The organism is Methanothermobacter sp. THM-1, assembly GCF_009914355.1.
Lineage (GTDB): Archaea > Methanobacteriota > Methanobacteria > Methanobacteriales > Methanothermobacteraceae > Methanothermobacter > Methanothermobacter wolfei.
In genome coordinates this window covers 1,322,936-1,342,874 of sequence record NZ_CP044013.1, presented here as the reverse complement: position 1 = coordinate 1,342,874, position 19,939 = coordinate 1,322,936, and the positions used below count along the sequence as shown (strand labels likewise).

Annotated in this window: 16 protein-coding genes and 5 tRNA genes; 2 read left to right on the top strand and 19 right to left on the bottom strand. The window is 48.9% G+C overall.

The annotated features are described in order from the left end of the window. Positions 1–31 precede the first annotated feature (31 nt). From tuf to FZP57_RS06870, 19 genes are all read right to left on the bottom strand, one after another. Positions 32–1,273: a translation elongation factor EF-1 subunit alpha gene (gene tuf / locus FZP57_RS06965; protein ID WP_074359341.1), complete on the bottom strand. Its 1,242-nt coding sequence runs from the start codon at positions 1,271–1,273 to the stop codon at positions 32–34. 114 nt (positions 1,274–1,387) lie between these two features. Continuing rightward, positions 1,388–3,580, bottom strand: coding sequence for an elongation factor EF-2 (locus FZP57_RS06960; RefSeq protein ID WP_191216129.1), 2,193 nt, complete (start codon positions 3,578–3,580; stop codon positions 1,388–1,390). Positions 3,581–3,597: 17 nt separating this feature from the next. Further along, the gene (gene rpsG, locus FZP57_RS06955) at positions 3,598–4,158 is read right to left on the bottom strand and encodes a 30S ribosomal protein S7 (protein ID WP_191216128.1); all 561 of its coding nucleotides are present in this window, start codon (positions 4,156–4,158) and stop codon (positions 3,598–3,600) included. A gap of 5 nt (positions 4,159–4,163) precedes the next feature. Continuing rightward, entirely contained in the window at positions 4,164–4,589 is a 426-nt protein-coding gene (locus FZP57_RS06950; protein WP_191216127.1) for a 30S ribosomal protein S12, read from the bottom strand. A gap of 21 nt (positions 4,590–4,610) precedes the next feature. Beyond that, positions 4,611–5,042 carry a NusA-like transcription termination signal-binding factor gene (locus FZP57_RS06945; RefSeq protein ID WP_074359337.1) on the bottom strand — a complete coding sequence of 144 codons (432 nt, stop codon included), beginning with the start codon at positions 5,040–5,042 and terminating at the stop codon, positions 4,611–4,613. 6 nt (positions 5,043–5,048) lie between these two features. After that, positions 5,049–5,345, bottom strand: coding sequence for a 50S ribosomal protein L30e (locus tag FZP57_RS06940; protein WP_074359336.1), 297 nt, complete (start codon positions 5,343–5,345; stop codon positions 5,049–5,051). 10 nt (positions 5,346–5,355) lie between these two features. Next, complete coding sequence (gene rpoA2, locus FZP57_RS06935) at positions 5,356–6,705, bottom strand: DNA-directed RNA polymerase subunit A'' (protein ID WP_191216126.1); 1,350 nt, start codon at positions 6,703–6,705, stop codon at positions 5,356–5,358. 17 nt (positions 6,706–6,722) lie between these two features. Beyond that, on the bottom strand, positions 6,723–10,181 hold the full coding sequence (gene rpoA1, locus FZP57_RS09520; RefSeq protein ID WP_238337880.1) for a DNA-directed RNA polymerase subunit A': 3,459 nt from the start codon (positions 10,179–10,181) through the stop codon (positions 6,723–6,725). Positions 10,182–10,219: 38 nt separating this feature from the next. Next, the gene (rpoB, locus tag FZP57_RS06920; RefSeq protein WP_191216125.1) at positions 10,220–12,031 is read right to left on the bottom strand and encodes a DNA-directed RNA polymerase subunit B; all 1,812 of its coding nucleotides are present in this window, start codon (positions 12,029–12,031) and stop codon (positions 10,220–10,222) included. Positions 12,032–12,055: 24 nt separating this feature from the next. After that, positions 12,056–13,600 (bottom strand): DNA-directed RNA polymerase subunit B'', encoded by a 1,545-nt coding sequence (locus FZP57_RS06915; protein ID WP_191216124.1) that lies wholly within the window; start codon positions 13,598–13,600, stop codon positions 12,056–12,058. A 66-nt stretch (positions 13,601–13,666) separates the two neighbouring features. Continuing rightward, positions 13,667–13,900: a DNA-directed RNA polymerase subunit H gene (locus FZP57_RS06910; RefSeq protein ID WP_074359332.1), complete on the bottom strand. Its 234-nt coding sequence runs from the start codon at positions 13,898–13,900 to the stop codon at positions 13,667–13,669. Positions 13,901–13,942: 42 nt separating this feature from the next. Next, positions 13,943–14,016 (bottom strand) — tRNA-Lys (locus FZP57_RS06905). Between the two features lie 8 nt (positions 14,017–14,024). Next, positions 14,025–14,096 (bottom strand) — tRNA-Asp (locus FZP57_RS06900). Positions 14,097–14,224: 128 nt separating this feature from the next. After that, a tRNA-Tyr gene (locus FZP57_RS06895) sits at positions 14,225–14,297 on the bottom strand. A 44-nt stretch (positions 14,298–14,341) separates the two neighbouring features. Next, positions 14,342–14,416, bottom strand: a tRNA-Pro gene (locus FZP57_RS06890). A 7-nt stretch (positions 14,417–14,423) separates the two neighbouring features. Beyond that, positions 14,424–14,497, bottom strand: a tRNA-Thr gene (locus FZP57_RS06885). A gap of 40 nt (positions 14,498–14,537) precedes the next feature. Then, positions 14,538–15,758, bottom strand: coding sequence for a phosphoglycerate kinase (locus FZP57_RS06880; protein ID WP_191216123.1), 1,221 nt, complete (start codon positions 15,756–15,758; stop codon positions 14,538–14,540). A gap of 11 nt (positions 15,759–15,769) precedes the next feature. Further along, positions 15,770–16,459, bottom strand: coding sequence for a triose-phosphate isomerase (gene tpiA, locus FZP57_RS06875; protein WP_191216122.1), 690 nt, complete (start codon positions 16,457–16,459; stop codon positions 15,770–15,772). A gap of 193 nt (positions 16,460–16,652) precedes the next feature. Continuing rightward, the gene (locus tag FZP57_RS06870) at positions 16,653–17,312 is read right to left on the bottom strand and encodes a transglutaminase domain-containing protein (RefSeq protein ID WP_191216121.1); all 660 of its coding nucleotides are present in this window, start codon (positions 17,310–17,312) and stop codon (positions 16,653–16,655) included. Positions 17,313–17,950: 638 nt separating this feature from the next. On the opposite strand from FZP57_RS06870, the gene twy1 reads away from it, so the two are divergent. Further along, entirely contained in the window at positions 17,951–18,862 is a 912-nt protein-coding gene (gene twy1, locus FZP57_RS06865) for a 4-demethylwyosine synthase TYW1 (RefSeq protein WP_191216120.1), read from the top strand. A gap of 74 nt (positions 18,863–18,936) precedes the next feature. Further along, positions 18,937–19,797, top strand: coding sequence for a DUF1002 domain-containing protein (locus FZP57_RS06860; RefSeq protein ID WP_048060958.1), 861 nt, complete (start codon positions 18,937–18,939; stop codon positions 19,795–19,797). Positions 19,798–19,939 lie beyond the last annotated feature (142 nt).

Here is a 19,939-nt window from a genome sequence, read left to right as displayed (position 1 = left end):
AAATCCTCCTAATAAAAAATGGGAAGGGGGTTTATTTTGCTGGCACAAGGTCTATACACATTCCAGCAGCCACTGTCTGGCCCATGTCCCTTATGGCGAACCTTCCCATGTGTGGGATGTCCTTTATCTTTTCGATTACAAGTGGCTTGGTTGGTTTGACCTTCACGACAGCAGCGTTACCTGTTTTGAGGAAGTCAGGGTTTTCCTCTTCCACCTGACCGGTTGCAGGGTTCATCTTCTGCACCAGTTCAAGGAAGGTACATGCAACCTGTGCTGTGTGGCAGTGGAATACAGGTGTGTAACCCACGGTTATAACACCTGGATGCTGGAGGACGACTATCTGTGCTGTGAACTCCTTGGCAACCTTTGGTGGGTTGTCGAGGTGTCCTGCAACGTCTCCCCTTCTTATGTCGTTTTTACCTACACCCCTGACGTTGAAACCTATGTTGTCACCGGGTTCGGCCTGGTCGATCATCTCGTGGTGCATTTCAATGGATTTAACTTCTCCACTGACACCTGCAGGCTCGAATATAACGTTTTCACCCTTCTTGAGGACACCTGTTTCAACACGTCCCACAGGAACAGTACCCACACCTGTGATGGAGTACACGTCCTGGATCGGGATCCTCAGTGGGAGGTCCACTGGTTTTTCAGGTGCTTCAAGGTCGTCAAGTGCTTCAACGAGTGTTTTGCCCTTGTACCATGGGGTGTTTTCACTCTTGCTTGTTATGTTGTCTCCTTCGAAGGCTGAGAGTGGTATGAATTCAACTTCACTTGGCTTGTAACCCACTGTCTTGATGAGTGCTGAGACTTCATCCTTGAGTGCGTTGAATTTTTCTTCATCGTAGTTAACAAGGTCCATCTTGTTGATGGCGACTATGAGCTGGTTTATACCGAGGGTCCTTGAGAGGAAGACGTGTTCCTTTGTCTGTGGCATTACACCGTCATCAACTGCAACAACCAGTACTGCTGCGTCTGCCTGGGATGCACCTGTTATCATGTTCTTAACGAAGTCACGGTGTCCTGGGCAGTCCACAATTGTGAACTCGTACTTGTCTGTTTCAAACTTGGCGTGTGCAAGGTCGATTGTAACTCCCCTTTCCCTTTCCTCGGAGAGCCTGTCCATAACAAACCTGAACTTGTCTTCACCGTCAGCTAACTGCTGTTCGGCGATTGCTCCGGCCTGCAGGAGCAGGTGTCCCACTAATGTGGTTTTACCGTGGTCTACGTGTCCAATAAACGCCAGGTTCATGTGTTCTTTTTCTTTAGCCATTAATATACCTCCATTTTGTATGTGATTAGCCTGATTTCAGTCCAGCACAATGGGTGCTGTTTGTCTAAGGTAATCTCCTATATTGTTTTTAATTATATAAGTTTAATGGGAGGGTTAACCCAGGTAGTGATCTGCCTTGTATGGCTCTGGGCTGAGACCCTTCCTTGTCCTCACTTCTCTTATGATTGTGTGCTGGAGTTCGTTTGGCAGTTTCTCAAATCCAGCGTTCTCTGTTGACCATAGGCATCTTCCTTCTGTGGCTGATCGGATGTCGCCTGCGAATCCGAACATCTCTGCAACAGGCACCGTTGATTCCACCGTTACCATGTCACCCTCCTGGGTCATGTTAACGATCTGTCCACGCCTGTTCTGTATTTCACGTGTCGCGCTTCCCATGTAGTCCTGAGGAACGTTGATGAACACCTTCTGTATTGGCTCGAGTATGGTGGGCTCTGCAGACATCATGGCACCGAAGATACCCTTCCTTATGGCGGGCAGCACCTGTGCCGGACCCCTGTGGACAGCGTCCTCGTGTATCTTGGCGTCCATGAGCTTTATCTTAACACCCATGACCTTTTCCTTTGCGATTGGACCGTTGTCCATGGCGCTCTCAAACCCGTCCATGAGGAGTTCCTTGATCTCGTCAAGGTACTGGATACCACGGGTCATGTTGATGAAGAGGTTTTTCTCATATACATCCCAGACCCTTCTGGCCTCCTCCTTATCCATACCCGCCTCTATAAAGGTCTTGGCCATCTCTTTACCTTTAACACGGCCTTCCTTTATTTTACCTTCCTGTATGGCCTTCATAACAGATTCTTCAACGGGTTCGATTTCTATGTAGAAGCGGTTGTGCTTGTTGGGTGATTTACCCTCAACAGGACCTGCGGTGCCTGAGACAGTCTCCCTGTAGACAACGATTGGCTCTGAGGTTTCTATCTCAACACTCTTCTCATTTATCCTGTAGGCTATGATCTCCAGGTGCAGTTCACCCATACCTGATATGAGGTGTTCGCCTGTCTCCTCATTGATCTCAACCCTGACGGTGGGGTCCTCCTTACCCACCTGTCTAAGCACCTCTATGAGTTTTGGCAGGTCCTTGGTGTTCTTGGCTTCAACCGCAACTGTAACAACGGGTTCTGAGATGTGTTCAAGACCCTCGAAGGCTTTTATCTTCCTTCCGACGTCGCAGATGGTCTCCCCTGCAACGGCATTCTTTGCACCTGTTATTGCAACGATGTTACCTGCAGGGACCTTATCCGTGTTAACCCTTTCAGGCCCCATGTAGACTCCGACCTGCTGTACACGTGCCTTGCTGTGTGAACCCACAAGGAAGACTTCGCTTCCCTTCTCTATGGCACCACCGTAGACACGGCCTGTTGCAACTTCCCCTGCGTGCTTGTCAATACTTACGTCTGTCACCATCACTGCAAGGGGGCCATCAGGGTCTGTTTTGAGCATGGCCTGACCTTCCTCACTTTCAAGGTCACCGGACCATATGATGGGCACCCTGTAGGCCTGGGACTCTGCAGGACTTGGGAGGTGCTCAACGACCATTCCAAGGAGGACCTGGTGCAGCGGGACCTTCTGGGCCAGTTCTTTCTGGTTATCCTCCTTACAGTACTTGTAGATGTCATTGAAGTTTATACCGGTTTCCTGCATTATTGGAACGTTTATAGCCCAGTTGTGGTATGCGGAACCGAATGCAACACTTCCGTCCTCAACACGCACCTGCCATTTCTCCCTGAATTCCTCAGGGGCCATGTTCTTGATGAGTTTGTTAGCGTTTGCAATTATCTTTATGAACCTCTCCTGGAGTTCATTGGCATCCAGTTTAAGTTCATTTATAAGCCTGTCCACCTTGTTTATGAAGAGGACCGGTCTTACGTTTTCCTTGAGGGCCTGTCTCAGCACGGTTTCTGTCTGGGGCATTATACCCTCAACTGCACATACAACAACTACTGCTCCATCCACGGCCCTCATTGCCCTTGTAACGTCTCCTCCAAAGTCAACGTGACCTGGAGTGTCTATAAGGTTTATTAGGTACTCATTTCCCTCGTAGGAGTGGACCATTGATACGTTTGCAGCGTCAATGGTTATACCCCTTGCCTGTTCCTGTTCATCGAAGTCAAGGAAACGCTGATCCCCTGCCAGTTCAGCTGAGATCATCCCTGCACCAGCCAGGAGGTTGTCTGAGAGTGTTGTTTTCCCATGGTCAATGTGGGCCACTATACCGATGTTACGGATATAGTCCGGCTGGTACATGAGCTCCTTAATCTTGCTAATCATTTTTGCACGTCTGCTCACTAAAACCACCTGTAAGTTTAATGTGCGGATCTGGCTATCCTTTCTTTCTCTTCCTTCTTCTGGATTGCGAAGCTCCTTGTATCGTAGTCTGCAGCCAGCATGATTTCATTTGCAAGGCATTCCTCTATGGATTTCTTGTTCTTGAATGCTGCCTGCATGGCGCCCTTGGTTATGAATCCAAGGGATAGGTCCACCCTTCTCTGGGGGGATATGTCCACTGCAACCTGGTACCCTATACCACCGTACTTGATCCTTGTTGTCTCCTCCCTGGGGGATGTGTTTTCAACGGCCTTCACAAGGATCTGAACAGGGTTCTCCTTTGTCCTCCGGTTTATTATTTCGAAGGCCTCCTGGACTATCTTGTAGGCCTTGTTCTTTTTACCTGAATTTCTCTCGGTCCTCATAACCTTGTTTATGAGTCTCTCGACGATTGAGACCTTTGACTTTGCAAACTGTCTCTTCACGTGCCTTCCCATGGTGTGTGGGACGAGGATATCATCAAGGCATATGTACTTGGCGAGGCCCATGTCTTCGACCTTCACCTCGTTAAGTTCCCATCTGTCAAAAACTAAACTCATAGGGATTACCTCACTGGTTTTTCTATTTTTCCTTTAACCATTTCCTGGAGGGACACGTTGTTAACCTTCGTAACCTTCCATCGAACACCAGGGATGTCGCCCATGGACCTCCCTGATGGTCCTCCTATTCCTTCAACAACGACCTCGTCGTGTTCATCGATAAAACCAATGGCGCCGTCTCCAGGTGCGAAGGCCGTGATCTGCTTCCCGTTCTTTATGAGCTGAACCCTCACACACTTCCTTATGGCTGAGTTGGGCTGTTTTGCCTCTATACCCACCTTTTCTATTACGATGCCCCTTGCCTGAGGTGCTCCTTCAAGGGGGTCTGTCTTCACGTCAAGGCGCAGTGATCTTCTCTTGTAATGTGTGTCCTTCCATCTAAAATTCTGTCTTTTACTCTTGAGCTTTTTTGCTGCGAAAAGTCCTGGCAAATGAAATTCCTCCTCTGAAATTTATTTTATTATTATGTTGCTTATGTTATGCTGTCTCCTGGCCAGTAGTCTGGCCCTTTCAATGTTCTGCCCGCCCCTTCCAATGGCGATTCTCTTGTTTTTGGGATCGGTTTCTACTGTGGCTATTTTTTCACCGTTCTCCTTCTGGAGTATCCTTATGCTCCTCACCTTTGCAGGTGCCATGAGGTTCTTTATGAACTCCACAGGGTCGTTTGAGTGTTCGATAACCTCAACGCCCTTGTCAACGGCCTTCTGAACCTTGGCAACTGTGCTTCCCTTTTTACCGATGGCAAGACCCATATCTCCCTTCTTAACAAGGAATGTTATCCTGCCGCTATCGTCGTCAACGATGCAGTCCTTTACCATTGCACCGGTCATGCTTTCAAATAGTGCAATGTACCTTATCTCGTTGGTGGTGAATTTGATGGTCACAGGAACCTACCCCACAATTTCCAGTATTGTTGAATCACCGGGGTCCTTGATGAGGAGGGCACCCACGGTGAATGGTTTACCGCATACAGAGCCTAATTCGACACTGGTGCCTTCATGAGTGTAAACTGGAATCTCTGATAGACCAGCATAGTATTCTATATCCTCCTTCAGGTCCTCTGGAATGTTACTGGCCATTACAACCAGTCTTCCTTTACCCAGTTTAAGGTTCTGGACTGTCTCCTTTGATCCAAGAATAACATTACCAGTATCTACAGCGACTCGTATTCCTCTATCTATGTCCATCTACTGCCTCCTATTTTTTCATTATAACACTAACGGAACCTGTACCCAGGGGTATAGGTTGCCCTATAATAATGTTCTCTATAATACCGGTGAGATGATCGACCTCTCCCCTGATACTTGCTCTTAGAAGGTGTTTCCCGGTTTCTTCAAAAGAAGCCCTTGCAAGGACGCTCGCTTTCTCACCGCTAATACCATGTCTTCCAATGGACTTGACAGAACCATCGGCAGTCATCATATCTGCAACGAGCATTATATGTCTTATGTCCACGGTGAGACCCTGTTCCTCCATGGTTCTCTTTGCTTCGTGAATTATCGCGTTTCTGGCTGCCTCTATACCAAGGACTGTTTCTATCTCATGAATGTCGTTGGTGGTCGTCCTGACCTTATCCACACCCTCTTCTTTAAGAACAGCTCCAAGGTTTGAACCCTCTGTATGGATTACCCATTCATCATCCTCTTTACGGATAACCACCTTGCCTATATTTTTAACCCCGCTTATCTGGAGTTTCCTTACTTTATCTGCAAGCAGTCTGAGCTCCCTTATGGTTGGCTTGGGGGGTTCAAATCTCAGTATGTTGTTATCTATTTCTACTTTCTTAAAAGTTTTTTCCACCTTGGCTATTATATCATCATATTCAAGGTGTTTTTCACGGATTTTCTCATCATCCAGCTCTGCTTCAACTGACATGTCGGCATACTGGATGCTGAAATTTTTAAGGACATCGTTGAGGGTGCTCTTACTTATCTTGTTGGCCTTTTTCCTCACGAACTCCTCATCGTATTTCCTGTCGCCTTCAAAGTATATGCTCATTGTTGGGGTGGATATCTTCTTCCTGGCATCCACTATCTCGATGAGCCTGGGGAGACCAAGTGTAACGTTGAGCTCAGTCACCCCTGCATAGTGGAAGGTACGCATCGTCATCTGGGTACCTGGTTCACCGACTGACTGGGCGGCCACTGTACCAACGGCTTCACCGGCCTCAACCATGGCACGTTCATAGGCCCTTCTGACACCCCTTACAAGTTCATCGAGTTCATCGTCACTGAGGCCGTGCCTTTTAATTGCTTCAGCTATCTCTTCAATGAGCCTCGGGGGGAACTTGGCCCTCTTCCTTTTGACGAGCTCCCTGACCTTCAGTATCCTGAGGTATTCATCCTCCACGGCCTTTAACAGTTCTTCTCCTTCAAGGCCCCTGTTTCTCTCACATATCCTGCTGAAGAGCCTTACAAGGTCATGGAGCTCGGGGTCCTTCAGTTTTTCCTCCTCAGCAATCCCTGCCACGTATTCGGTGACAGGGTCCGGGAGCATAATCCCGTTCCTGGAGGAGTAATCCTCTATCTTTTTAATAACGTCCTGCACAGAATCACCTTACCCCTTCACTTCCCTGATTTAAGCCTTATCTCCTGCACGAGTTTGTCAAGGTCAACTATCTTACCGTAATCACTCTTCGCCGGGTCCACGCCATCCTCACCGAAGCGGGTCTGTATGATAACTCCCCTGTTGTCAACGACCCTTCCATTCTCATCCACCGTGAGGTCCTGGAGGGCGTTCACAAGACGCCTCTGCATGTAACCGCTCTGGGCTGTACGGATGGCGGTGTCCACAAGACCTTCCCTTCCACCCATGGCATGGAAGAAGAATTCAATGGGGTCGAGTCCCTCCTTGTAACTTGAGTGCACGAATCCACGTGACTTAGCACCGAGTTCTCCCTTCTTGAAGTGGGGAAGCGTCCTGTTGTCGTACCCCCTTGTTATACGACCACCACGGACAGACTGCTGACCGACACATGCGGTTATCTGCGTCAGGTTAAGCATGGAACCCCTTGCACCTGTAAGTGCCATTATAACCGCGTGGTTCTCGTCCATGTCAAAGTAGCTCTCTGCAATCTCCCCTGACTTGTCCCTGGCCTCACCGAGGACCTGCATTATCTTCATCTCGAGGGTTTCCTCAAGGCTCCTTCCGGGGTGGGGTTCGAGTTCACCGTTCTCATATGCCTCGATGAGCTGGTCTACACGGGCCTCGGCATTCCTGAGATGGGCTTCTATGCGTTCCCTGGCCTCCTCAGGGATCTCCTCATCGTTGGTACTGGTGGTGAAACCTGCATGCATTATACCGGCAATAGCCAGTTTTGTGGCGGAGTCGAGGAATTCCCTGGCGGCTTCGCTTCCATACTCCTTCACTATCTGGTCAAGTATCTTACCTGCAAATGCTCCGTAGGCCTTCTCGTCAATGACACCTGTTACCAGCTGACCGTTCTCTATGACAACGTAGGCGTCGTTTTCACAGTCCATCTCAAGGCATTCGTCACATTTCCTGCAGATCTCCGCACGGTAAACCATGTTGAGGTCGTCCGGGAGGACCATGCTGAATATTTCCTTACCTGTCCACTCGCGGCCCTCCCTGTCGGGGAGGGGGAGCCCTGCCTTCTTGAGGATCTGGAAGGCCTGCTCCTCACTGAAAACAGCCTTTTTCCTTGTGAGGAGGTATGCTCCTGAGATATGGTCGTGTATACCCCCGATGATGGGTCCGCCGAACCTTGGTGAAAGGATATGCTCCTGGACACGCATGAGGGTCTTGGCCTCTGCACGGGACTCCTCTGTCTGGAACACGTGCATGTTCATCTCGTCACCGTCAAAGTCAGCGTTGTATGGGGGGCAGACGCAGAGGTTTAGACGGAAGGTCTTGTAGGGGAGGACCCTGACCTCATGGGCCATCATGGACATCCTGTGGAGGGATGGCTGACGGTTGAACAGGACTATGTCACCATCCTTGAGGTGCCTCTCGACTATGTACCCTGGTTTGAGGTTCTCAAGGACAACATCCTTGGTTTCATTGTATATCCTTATTTTGCGGCCGTCTGGTCTTATAACGTAGTTGGCTCCGGGGTGGATGTCGGGGCCGTTTTCTATGTACTCCCTCATCTGGTCTATGTTCCATTCTGTAACGTAGACCGGTACTGTGACCTCCCTGGCTATGATCTCAGGGACTCCCACCTCATTTATGCTTATGTTGGGGTCAGGGGAGATGACTGTACGGGCAGAGAAGTTAACCCTCTTACCTGAGAGGTTGCTCCTGAAACGCCCCTCCTTACCCTTGAGTCTCTGGGCGAGGGTTTTGAGGGGTCTTCCAGAGCGGTGCCTTGCAGGCGGGACACCTGAGGCCTCATTGTCGAAGTAGGTTGTCACGTGGTACTGGAGGAGTTCCCAGAGGTCCTCGACGATTAGCTGGGGTGCCCCTGCCTCCATGTTCTCCTTGAGGCGCTGGTTTATCCTGAGGATGTCCACGAGTTTGTGGGTCAGGTCGTCCTCTGATCTTTCACCGGTTTCAAGTGTTATCGATGGCCGTACAGTTACCGGGGGAACAGGCAGGACTGTGAGGACCATCCATTCGGGCCTTGCAACCTCAGGGTTGACTCCAAGGATGAGGGCGTCGTCGTCGGTTATCCTCTCAAGCCTGTCCCTCACCTCGCTGGGTGTTAGCTTGTAATCTATTCTGTCAAGAACCCTTCTAACATCTCTTATATTAATACGGCAGAATTTGTCGGAGGTTTTGGTGTACTCTTCTATTTTTTCCAGTATTTTGTCGATTTCTTTTTGAGTTAGGTCACATTTGTTTTCAACTAGTTCCCTTACTTCTGGAACCATTACACTCCGCAAAATATTCTCTATTTTTCCCACGAGGTCTTTGGTTTTTTCGATGGACAATTTCTCTTTTTTATTAAGGAGATTCCTGATATTATCAATTAAATTTTTGTCGTTTTTGTCAGGGAATTTTATACAGTAGCATTTTGCTAATTCTTCTATTTTTTTTAGTATTTTTTCGATTTCTGCTTTTGTTAGGTTATATTTTTCCATTATTTCTTTTATTTTTTCTAGGAGTTCTTTGGTTTTTTCGCCGAATTTGTTGAGGATGTTTATGATGTTATTGATAGAATCTTGGTCTAGTTCTAGTATTTTTTCGATTTCTTGTTTTGTTAGGTTATATTTTTCCATTATTTCTTTTACTTTGAGGGTATCTGTTTTGTTTATTTTTTCTAGGAGTTCTTTGGTTTTTTTGGCGGATAATTTGTTGAGGATGTTTATGATGTTATTGATAGAATCTTGGTCTAGTTCTAGTATTTTTTCGATTTCTTGTTTTGTTAGGCAATAATATTCTTGGTCTAGTTTTATACAGTAGCATTTTGCTGATTCTTCTATTTTTTTTAGTATTTTTTCGATTTCTTGTTTTGTTAGGTTATATTCTTCTTTTTCTAGGAGTTCTTTTGCTTTGCCGATTTGCTTTTTGTTTATTTCTTCTAGCAGTTTTTTTATGTCTCCGCTTTTAAGTTTATAGTCATTTTCAACAATGGAGACTGGTTTATCGAGTTTTATATCGCCTTGTTCCTCTTCACAATGGGGGCACTCCTCACGTCTGGCCTCTGCGTATATCTCCTTTATTATGGGTGTGAGGCTCTCCTCCTTCTCCATCGCCTCGAGTATCCGCTGTCTGTACTCTTCAATCTCCACCTCTGTGAGCAGGACCCTGCCGCATTTCCAGCAGATTGACCTGAGGATCTTGTGTATTGTATCCGCGAATCCCACGTGTATAACGGGTCTTGCAAGGTTTATGCTTCCAAAGTGCCCGGGGCACTCACCACCCTTGGCACCGCAGCTTCTGCACCTCAGACTTGGATCTATAACCCCTAACCTTGGATCCATGAGTCCGTTCTCGATGGGGTACCCGTCCTCGTCATAGGTGTCCGGTGTCACTATCTGGGCCACGGACATCTTCCTTATATCCTCAGGGGACATGAGCCCAAAGTTTATCTGGGAAATTTTCTTTAAAATTCCTCTCAAGGTATTCTCTCCTTTGGTTTATTCCCTTAAATCCATTATCATGCCTTATCTTCAAGTACAAGCTTTGGGAAGATGCATAGACTTTTAAGCTCGTCCAGGAGTAATTTGAATGCGTATGAGATCTCCACAGGGAATGATTCAGAGTCCTCACATATTGGACAGTACTTCTTGTCCCTGATCTTGTCGTAGATGGCTATCATACCACATTCCGCACATACGAGGGCCTCGTACTTGTCTGATTCATCAAGAAGCCTCTCTTTCAGGGCCAGAGCTGCTCCATGGGCGATCAGACAGTCCCTTTCCATTTCACCGAATCTGAGACCTCCTTCCCTCGCCCTTCCCTCTGTGGGTTGTCTTGTAAGGACCTGCACCGGACCCCTTGAACGCGCGTATACCTTGTCTGTTGTCATGTGGTGGAGTTTCTGGTAGTATGCAACGCCTATGAATATCTCCGCCTCTATCCTTTCCCCGGTTATGCCGTTGTAGAGTGTTTCAACACCTGCACTTTCAAATCCGTTGGCCTTCAGGGCTTCCTTCAGGTCCTTCTCTTCCTCACCGGTGAAGGGTGTTCCGTCCACGCGCCGCCCCTCCATGCAGGCGGCCTTACCTGCAAGCATCTCAAGGACATGTCCCACCGACATCCTTGAGGGTATGGCGTGGGGGTTCACTATGAGGTCGGGTACAACACCGTCCTCTGTGAAGGGCATGTCCTCCTGTGATACTATGAGGCCCACAACCCCCTTCTGACCGTGCCTTGATGCGAACTTGTCACCGAATTCTGGCTGTCTCTGTTCACGCACCCTTATCTTGGCAAGTCTGCTTCCCTCAACGGTTTCTGTGAGGAGAACGGCGTCAACGATTCCCTCTTCCCCGTGCCTCACGGTTACCGATGTTTCACGTCTTCTCTCTGCAACCGTTCCAAATTCATCGATCTCTTCAAGGAAACGGGGCGGTGATGTTTTACCGATGAGCACATCGCCTGATGACACCTCTGTTTCTGGGTTGATTATACCGTCCTCGTCAAGGTGCCTGTAGTCCCTCTCTGAACGGTAACCCCGGACACCCTTCTCAGGTATCTCGAAGCGGTCCTCCTGCCCCCCGGGGTATCTGCGTTCCGTTGCCTCATATGACCTGAAAAATGATGACCTTGCAAGGCCCCTTTCAAGGGATGCCTTGTTGAGGATGAGGGCGTCCTCCATGTTGTAGCCCTCGTAGGACATGACTGCCACCACGAAGTTCTGACCGGATGGCCTTTCATCGTAGCCTGTCACGTCGATTATCCTTGTCTTGACTATGGGGACCTGGGGGTGGTGGAGGAGGTGGGCGCGTGTATCCGTACGGAGGTCATAGTTTGATGCGTAGAGACCAAGGGCCTGTTTTGTCATCCCCGCCTCCATGGTGTTCCTTGGGGATGAGTTGTGGTTTGCGAATGGTATGATCCCTGCACAGATACCCAGCATGGTTGACGGGTCAATTTCAAGGTGGGTATGTTCCTCTGTGACCTCCTCGGGGCTCATTGCTATGTAGGTGTTCTCCTCCTCCTCGGCGTCAAGGTACTCTATAATCCCCTGTGATATGAGGTCGTCCCATTCCATTTCACCGGAGCTGAGTTTTTCAAGGTGTTCCTCCTTGAGGAGGGGTTCGCCGTCCTCCACGATGATCAGGGGTCTTCTGGCCCTCCCGGGATCCGTGAAGATGTATATCTCATGGTTTTCAGGGTAGTGGGTTATGTTCATTTCATGGGATACTTCTCCGGACCTTCTCTTAGCCCGTATCTCCTCAACAAATTCTTCAGGATTGTCGCAGGTCCCTATAAGTTTTCCATTAATGTAGATCTTGGTTTTATTCACGTAACAGCCTCCCGGTGGAAAAAATTAGTTAATAACCCCCATTTTTTTGATGACTTCTTCAATTTCATCAGGGTCTGAGCCCTCGGATATCTTGGCCATGAGGGCGAGGTTCTTGACAAGACCACAGTTCGGACCTTCAGGGGTCTCGTTGGGGCAGATCTTACCGAACTGTGTCGGGTGAAGGTCCCTTGCCTCGAAGTGGGGCTGGCTCCTGCTCAGTGGTGATACAACCCTCCTCATATGGGAGAGTGTACCCATGTAACTTGTCCTGTCCAGTAGCTGGCTCACACCTGCCCTTCCACCGACCCAGTTACCTGTTGCGATGGCGTGCTTCAGGTTTTCGCTCAGGACGTCGGATCTCACGGCCTGCTTTACAGAGGGTTCCTTTCCCCTTGCAAGGCTCCTCTCGAGCTGGTAGCTCATATCCCTGGTTAGACTTGTGAAGGCAACCCTGAAGAGGTCCTCCATGAGGTCTCCTGATACCCTGAGGCGCTTGTTTGTGTAGTGGTCCTTGTCGTGGGGTTTGCGCTCCCCTGAGATGACCTGCAGGAGCATCTCTGTCATCTCAGCAAGGTACACTGCCTTTTCAAGTCTCTTATCGGGTTCTGTTCCTATGTGCGGTAAAAGATAACGGTCAATAACATCCTCGGCCCTTTTTATACGGTAATCCTCGGTCATGCCCTTGGCAACGCGGTTACCGATGTATTTTATGGCGCTTCTTATGAGGTATTCCCTTCTCTCTTCTTCATCCATTTCTTCCATTTTATCGCTGTCAAGTTTCAGCTTGTCAAGGGATACCTGGATGTCGTCTGCAGCTATCATCTGATAGTTGAAGTCATCTGATATGCTTGTGATGATCTCCTGGTCGGTTGCAAGGCCCAGTGCCCTCAGGAGGATTACAAGTGGAAGTTCTCCTGGGACGTAGGGGAACGATATCCTCAGGAAGACGCCTGTCTTCCGGGGCTTCCTGTACTCGAGGGATATTCTTGCCCTGAAACCGCTCCTTAGGGATGTGACGATGGCCCTCGCCCTGTTCTCATCCTCTTCACCTATCCTTTCAAGGATTATCTTGTTGGGGGCTATCTCCTCCATTGTTACAATGGACCTCTCTGATCCATTGACGATGAAGTAGCCTCCAGGGTCTGCCGGGTCCTCGCCCTTTTCAATGAGTTCATCTCTTCCGAGACCATGCAGGTGGCATATCTCTGATTTGAGCATAACAGGCAGTTCACCGATGTAGACCTTCTCGAATTCTGTCTCGGAGCCGCCCTCCTTGAGGAGCCTCATTTCAAGGCTCATATGGGCGGAGTAGGTCAGGTTCCTTAGCCTTGCCTCTGTAGGGTATATCTTGCTCTTGGAACCATCAGCCTCCTTTATGAAGGGCTTTTCGATGGTAACCTTCCCGGTCTCAACGGTGTACTGGCCCTGTTCAAGTTCTATAGGTTCGCTGGTGTCTATTATTTCCTGTATCCTGTTACTCACAAAGTCGTTGTATGAATGGATGTGGTGGTCCACCAGGTCGTACTTATCAAAAAACGCGTCTACCAATCCCCATGCACTTTTTTTCATGGACTTCCTCCAAAACAAATTAAATGATGAATAATTATCATGCAGGCCCTATCTTAATCTGGAAAATCAGTCCTGAACGAGCCTGTATGTAATGAATTCCTCTGCAGTTGCACTTCTACGAATTATCTTCACTATATCCCCCCTTTTAGCACCTATGGCCTTCACCACAGGGTCAGTTGTTTTTATCTTGGGCAGCTGTTCTGGATGCACATCCAGCTCCTTCAGCACCCTTTTTGCTTCAGAATCATTCAAAACAACATGTTCCGGAACCAGCTGGTGTTTCAAGATATCCTTCTTCACAATTCAGTCCTCCAGATAAAAAATCACCGTAAAATTAGATAGCGGGCCCGACGGGAATTGAACCCGCGACCACTTGGTTAAAAGCCAAGCGCTCTGCCAGACTGAGCTACGGGCCCTGAAGGAACGCCCTGGCCGGGAATTGAACCCGAGTCGCGGGCTCGACAGGCCCGCATGATAGCCCCTACACCACCAGGGCAGGTCTCTAGAATGAGAGCATTCCATTGTTCTCTTGTTACCTGCTTATATACTTTTCCATTGCTATATGACATGCATGCTATGAGTTATATTTTTCTAGTATTTAAAGCTTTCACACCATTGGTGGAGTCCCGCCTGCCGGACTTGAACCAGCAACCCTCGGATCTACAGTCCGATGCTCTGCCAATTGAGCTAAGGCGGGTTGATATACATCATTGGGCATGATGTATATTTAAGCTTTGTGGATGGGACCACCCGGATTTGAACCGGGGTCTCAGGCTCCCAAAGCCCAAAGGATCGACCAAGCTACCCTATGGTCCCTTTCTGAAGCCCCGGACGGGAATTGAACCCGCGACCACGAGATTACAAGTCTCGCGCTCCACCAGACTGAGCTACCGAGGCATTTCCAATGTTAGTAACTACTCATTTATATAGTTTGTGGTTATGGGTGCCTGGATTCCTCAAGCACCCTGACTGCTGGAAGCTCCTCACCTGCAAGCAGGCTTATGCTGGCACCGCCGCCACTGCTGATATGGTTTATGCTGTCCTCAAAGCCCATCTTCACTGCTGCAGCAGCAAGGTGACCCCCGCCAATTATTGAGAAACCCTCTGAAGAGGATATTGCATTCAGTATGTCCTCGGTTCCTATGCTGAAATCAGGGTTCTCAAATACGCCTGCCGGGCCATTGGCAAAGAGGGTCCTTGCCTCACGTATCCTCCTGGCGTAGAGCTTTATGGTTTCCATTCCGATATCCTGTATCGGATGGTTGGGTATCTTTTTCACAGGAACATCAACCCTCTTGCCGTCCCTGCATACAGCCACATCCACAGGTACAAGTATCCTTTCAGGGAAGCGCTTCTTAAGTTTCTTTGCCACCTTGATGAAGTCACAGTATCCCCTGCTCCTGATGAAGTCCATGTTCACCTTACCGATCTTAACCCCGCATCCCGCCAGGAAGATGTTGGCAACAAGGCCCGTTGTCAGCACAAGGTCCGCGCTACCGTTTTCAAGGACGTTCTTCATGACCATGATGGAGTCATCAACCTTCACCCCGCCGAGCACATAGACACAGGGCCTTTCAACATTCTCAAGGGCACCCTGAAGTGTTCGAAGTTCCCTTTCCATTACACGACCCGCAGCTGACGGTACCCTGAGGGCGAAGCCAACAAGGGATGGCTGGGACCGGTGGGCTGCCGCGAAGGCGTCGTTGATGAAGTAGTCCAGGAGTGGTGCCAGTTTTCTAACCAGGTGTGTCTCTGCCTGTTCCTCCGGGTCTCGCTTGAGCACCTCCTCGGAGTAGAAGCGGACGTTCTCGAGGAGGATTATCTCACCATCCCCCAGTCCTGAGATGCTCTCCCTTGCCGCGGATCCGAATATGTCCTCAACATACTTAACGGGCCTCCCGAGTATCCTGGAGAGTGCCCTGGCATGCTGCTCCAGCGTTGTGAAGTCATTCTTCCCGGGTCTGCTCTGGTGGGCCATCACAACTGTCCTGGCCCCCCTATCTGAGAGTTCCCTTATGGTCTCTGCATGGAGCCTCATCCTTGTGTCATCGAGTATGGTCCCATCATTGGGGTCCACAGGCGAATTTATGTCCACCCGGACAAGGACTGTCTTTCCTGTGACTTCAATGTCATCCATGGTTTTAAATTTAAAGGACACCGGGATCACCATCAAACCTTACTTACAAGATCCAGAAGGGCATCCCGTGGGCTGTCAGCCAGGATGATACCTGATGCAAGAAGAACACCCTCGGCCCCCAGGTCAACAGCAGCCTTCATGTCGTCTCCTGTGGATATTCCGGCGCCGCAGAGTACGCTGACCTCAGGGTTCACCTTCTTCACAGCATCAACACTTCCTGTTATAACCTCAGGTTCGGCCTTTGACACAGGTATCCCGGATCCTATGAGTTCAGGGGGTTCAACCGCCACGAAGTCCGGGCCCAGGGCGGCAGCAGCAGCAGTGGTCATGACGTTGTTTGTGCATACCACGGACATCATCTCAAGTTCCTTCATCCTTGATATCACCCATTCGATGTCTGCAAGCTGCATCCGCTTCTCTGAATGGTTTATGAGGGTCCCCGCTGCACCTGCGTCCCTGGCGCACTCTGCAAGGATGCTCCCTGTGTGTCCACCAGCATCAACGGCGTCAATGTGCTGTGCCAGCACAGGTATTTCCACAGCATCACTCACCAGGTGGAGGTCCATGTGCTGCGGTGCCACAGCCATGTTAACACCGGTCTCATCTGCGACATCCTGGCATATTGATGCAAGTTCGAGGGCTCTCTCACCTGTTGATTCGAGGTATGTTTTAAAATTCAGTATGACGATGGGTGTGTCCTTCAACTCCAAATCCTCCAGCATGATTAATGGGATATCTCATAGTATGGTTGAGGTGTATTATAAAATATGCTGTGACATCCGCGCGGGAGTTCTTGAAGGGGGTTTGTGAATGAATTTGCCTTTTAATATCCGGCGCATCCCACAGAATAGGGTTACATGCATAAAGCTATTAGATGATGGCAAAACAGTGAAAAATTAAATTGTAAACATTATACTACATGTTGTAGGTCTTCACAACGCTTGTTGCGCGACCGCAGGTTGCAGTATAATGTTTACTGCCGTAACGCTTGGTTACCAGTGACGGTTCAAAGCTCGTCCATCTGCCCTCTGAATACACGTGAAGCCATCGGTGTCTTGATGATGCCGAGGTGGCACCCTGCACGACCTTCACCTTGTAGCCGTTTGCTGCAAGTTTCCTGGCAGACCAGTCAGAGAGTCCCCAGCAGTCCCCGTAGCCTGTCTTCTCAACGCCTTCAGCTGTGTGTGGGCCGCCTGATCTGTGATTAAAGTTTCTGTTAATGTAGGATGCAAGCTTCTCAAGGCCCTCATCGCCCTGGAGATTGTTAAGCTCATCAGAGCTTACAGCCCGGGTGTATGCTTTTCTTGAGGTTGTCCTGTAGGTAGCATGGCTCCTGTATTTCTTCTTTGTCTTTGTCTTATAGGCAGCCTTTGTCCGGTACGTGTACTTCTTTTTTGTCTTTGTCGTCCGGTAGGTTTTCTTCACGGTACCCCTTGAAGCATGGACCTTGCTGTATCTCTTGTACTTTTTGTACTTGGATGCTGCATCAACCTTTGGCAGGGATGTGGACTTTGCTGTTATCTTATCGCCACTGGAATCCTGAAATTCCAGCTGTCCGATGGGTATGGTACTCACTGCTACTGCAAGTGCAAGTAGAGCGAGGTAACGCGAGTGTCTCTTAATCTTACCGCCTCCACTGATGGCAGGATCTACCCGCCGACCTTACCATGAACCTTAATCACATCACCACTATATATAAACCTTTGTTTCCGGAATAAGACAAAAAGGCTTATATAATGCTTTTTTCAGCATTCAGAGGATTCTAATCATGAATTGATAATGGCGCCCCAATACTCTGTTAAAAGGTTTTATTTTTTCTAAAGAAGGAATATGGGACCCTAAAAAAAGCCTAAAAGCTTTTAAATTAAATCAGCACTTCAAGCACATCCAGGCACATTTTAGGGGATTCAATTCCATCATGGACTTTTAAGAGAGCTTATATGACAAAACCGGGGATTATAAGACAGTTTAAACAAAGCATTTTTAATAATTATTTTGAATTTATTATTATAAATTCTCTGGCTGATGTGGCTCATGCGAGATGGCTTAACCTGGGCTCATGTAATCCCCGCTGCCCCTGTCCCGGCACTATCGTTTGAATAAGACATACCACCATGTCCACTGAGAGGACATGCGGGCATATATTTAAATGTAGCTGCAGAAATCATATCAAGGGCAGAACATCTGAAGAAAATATTAGAGATGGGTTGGCCATGTACCTGGAAGAATCTCAGAGAAGAATGGAGAGGATGGGATACCGCTTCGTGGGAGAGCACAGACATTCAGCGGTTAAAACCTGCCTCTGGACAAAGAAGAGCATAGTCAATGAGGGAGTATGCTACAAGGAAAAATTCTATGGAATCAGGAGCCACAGATGCCTCCAGATGTCTCCAAGTGTGCCATTCTGCCAGCAGAAATGCCTCTTCTGCTGGAGGGACCTCTCATCAACAGGGACAGCATGGGAGGGCCCCCATGATGAACCCGCAGATATAATTGATGGGGCCATAGAGGCACAGAGGAAACTGCTATGTGGATACCTCGGCAATGAAAGGGCAGATAAAATCAAGGTGATGGAGTCACAGGACCCAACAAATGCTGCCATATCACTTGCAGGGGAACCAATGCTCTACCCTGACATGGATGGTCTCCTGAGGGAATTTCACAGGAGAAACTTCACAACATTCCTTGTAACCAATGGCCTGGCACCCATGAACCTTGAAAAACTTTCAGAGGAACCCACACAGCTCTACATATCCCTGGACGCCCCTGACAGGGACACCTATAAGGAACTCTGCAGGCCACAGATACCAGGGGCCTGGGATCTCCTCAACAGCTCACTTGAACTCATGCCATCCTTCAGCTGCAGGAAGGTCCTCAGGATCACCGCAGTAAGGCATATTAACATGAAGGATCCTGAGGGGTTCGCCAGGATGATCGAGAGGGCCAGACCCGACTTTGTTGAGGTAAAGGCCTACATGTACATAGGCTACTCAAGAAGACGCCTTGATATAGAGAACATGCCCCTCTTCTATGAGGTCCATGAATTTGCAGAAGAACTTGCGGCTGCATCTGGGATGGAGATCGTGGATGAATCACGGGAGAGCAGGGTTGTTCTTCTGGCTTAGGGCGCCGGATTCTGGATGACCAGACACCACCCTTAAATAATTCATCCACGATAATTATTAAACAGGTGGTAATTATGAGGCAAATTCTTCCATTAATTCTAATTGCATTCCTTGTGGCCGCCCCTGTATTTGCAGTTTCAGGGTTCTCTGTGACACTTGGGGAGGCCACCAGCAGCAATCCATCATACAAAAGCGCTGTGATGGACTACTTCAAAGCAAAGACAGATAAGGACCTTCAGAGTGCTGATATTAAGATTGTAACAGCATCAGAGGTCAACGAGGTTTCACGGGGCGTCACAGGCCGTGTGTACTCACCATCGCAGATACTGTCCTGTGCAATGGTGGACCTTTCCTACAGTGACGGGATCAAGGTCTCGGTTGATACCAGCAAGATAAGGGTTGTAACACCTGAGATGTATGCAAGCGCCCTCAGGTCCTCAGGGATAGATCGTGGCTACGTAGTAGTGACTTCACCGGTACCTGCGTCAGGGGAGGCTGCACTTGCAGGGGTCCTGAAATCATATGAGATCGCCGTCGGAGAGCAGATACCCGAGGAGGCCAAGAGGGTATCTGTTGAGGAGATATACCTCCAGAGCAGGCTTGTTAACGAAACAAACGCCACAGGGGATAGGGTGGCTGAACTCTTCGATGAGGTCAAAAACAGGACCCAGAGTCAGAACCTCCAGGACCCCGCTGACATACAGCGGGTCGTGGTTGATGTATCACAGCAGATGAACATCAACCTCACAGAGACCCAGGTCCAGCAGGTTGCCGATTCGGTTGCAGCATCCCAGAGGGTCCAGGGAAGCCTCACAGAATTTAAACAGAGGCTGGAGGGTGTTAGCCAGCAGGTTGGAGGATCAGGTATACTGGACCAGATATATGCGTTCCTCCAGAGCATCTACAACTACATCATGGGGATTGCATCCCCATAGATTATTTTTAGAGTGCCGGAGTTCCAGGGGATTCTAGTGGTGGCATACCTTCCAGCCTGGAGTGGTTCATGGGGTCCCCTTATTCAGGGGCATCCTTTTCGGTGACCGGTCTTCACATCAGACCATAATATATATTGAGGAT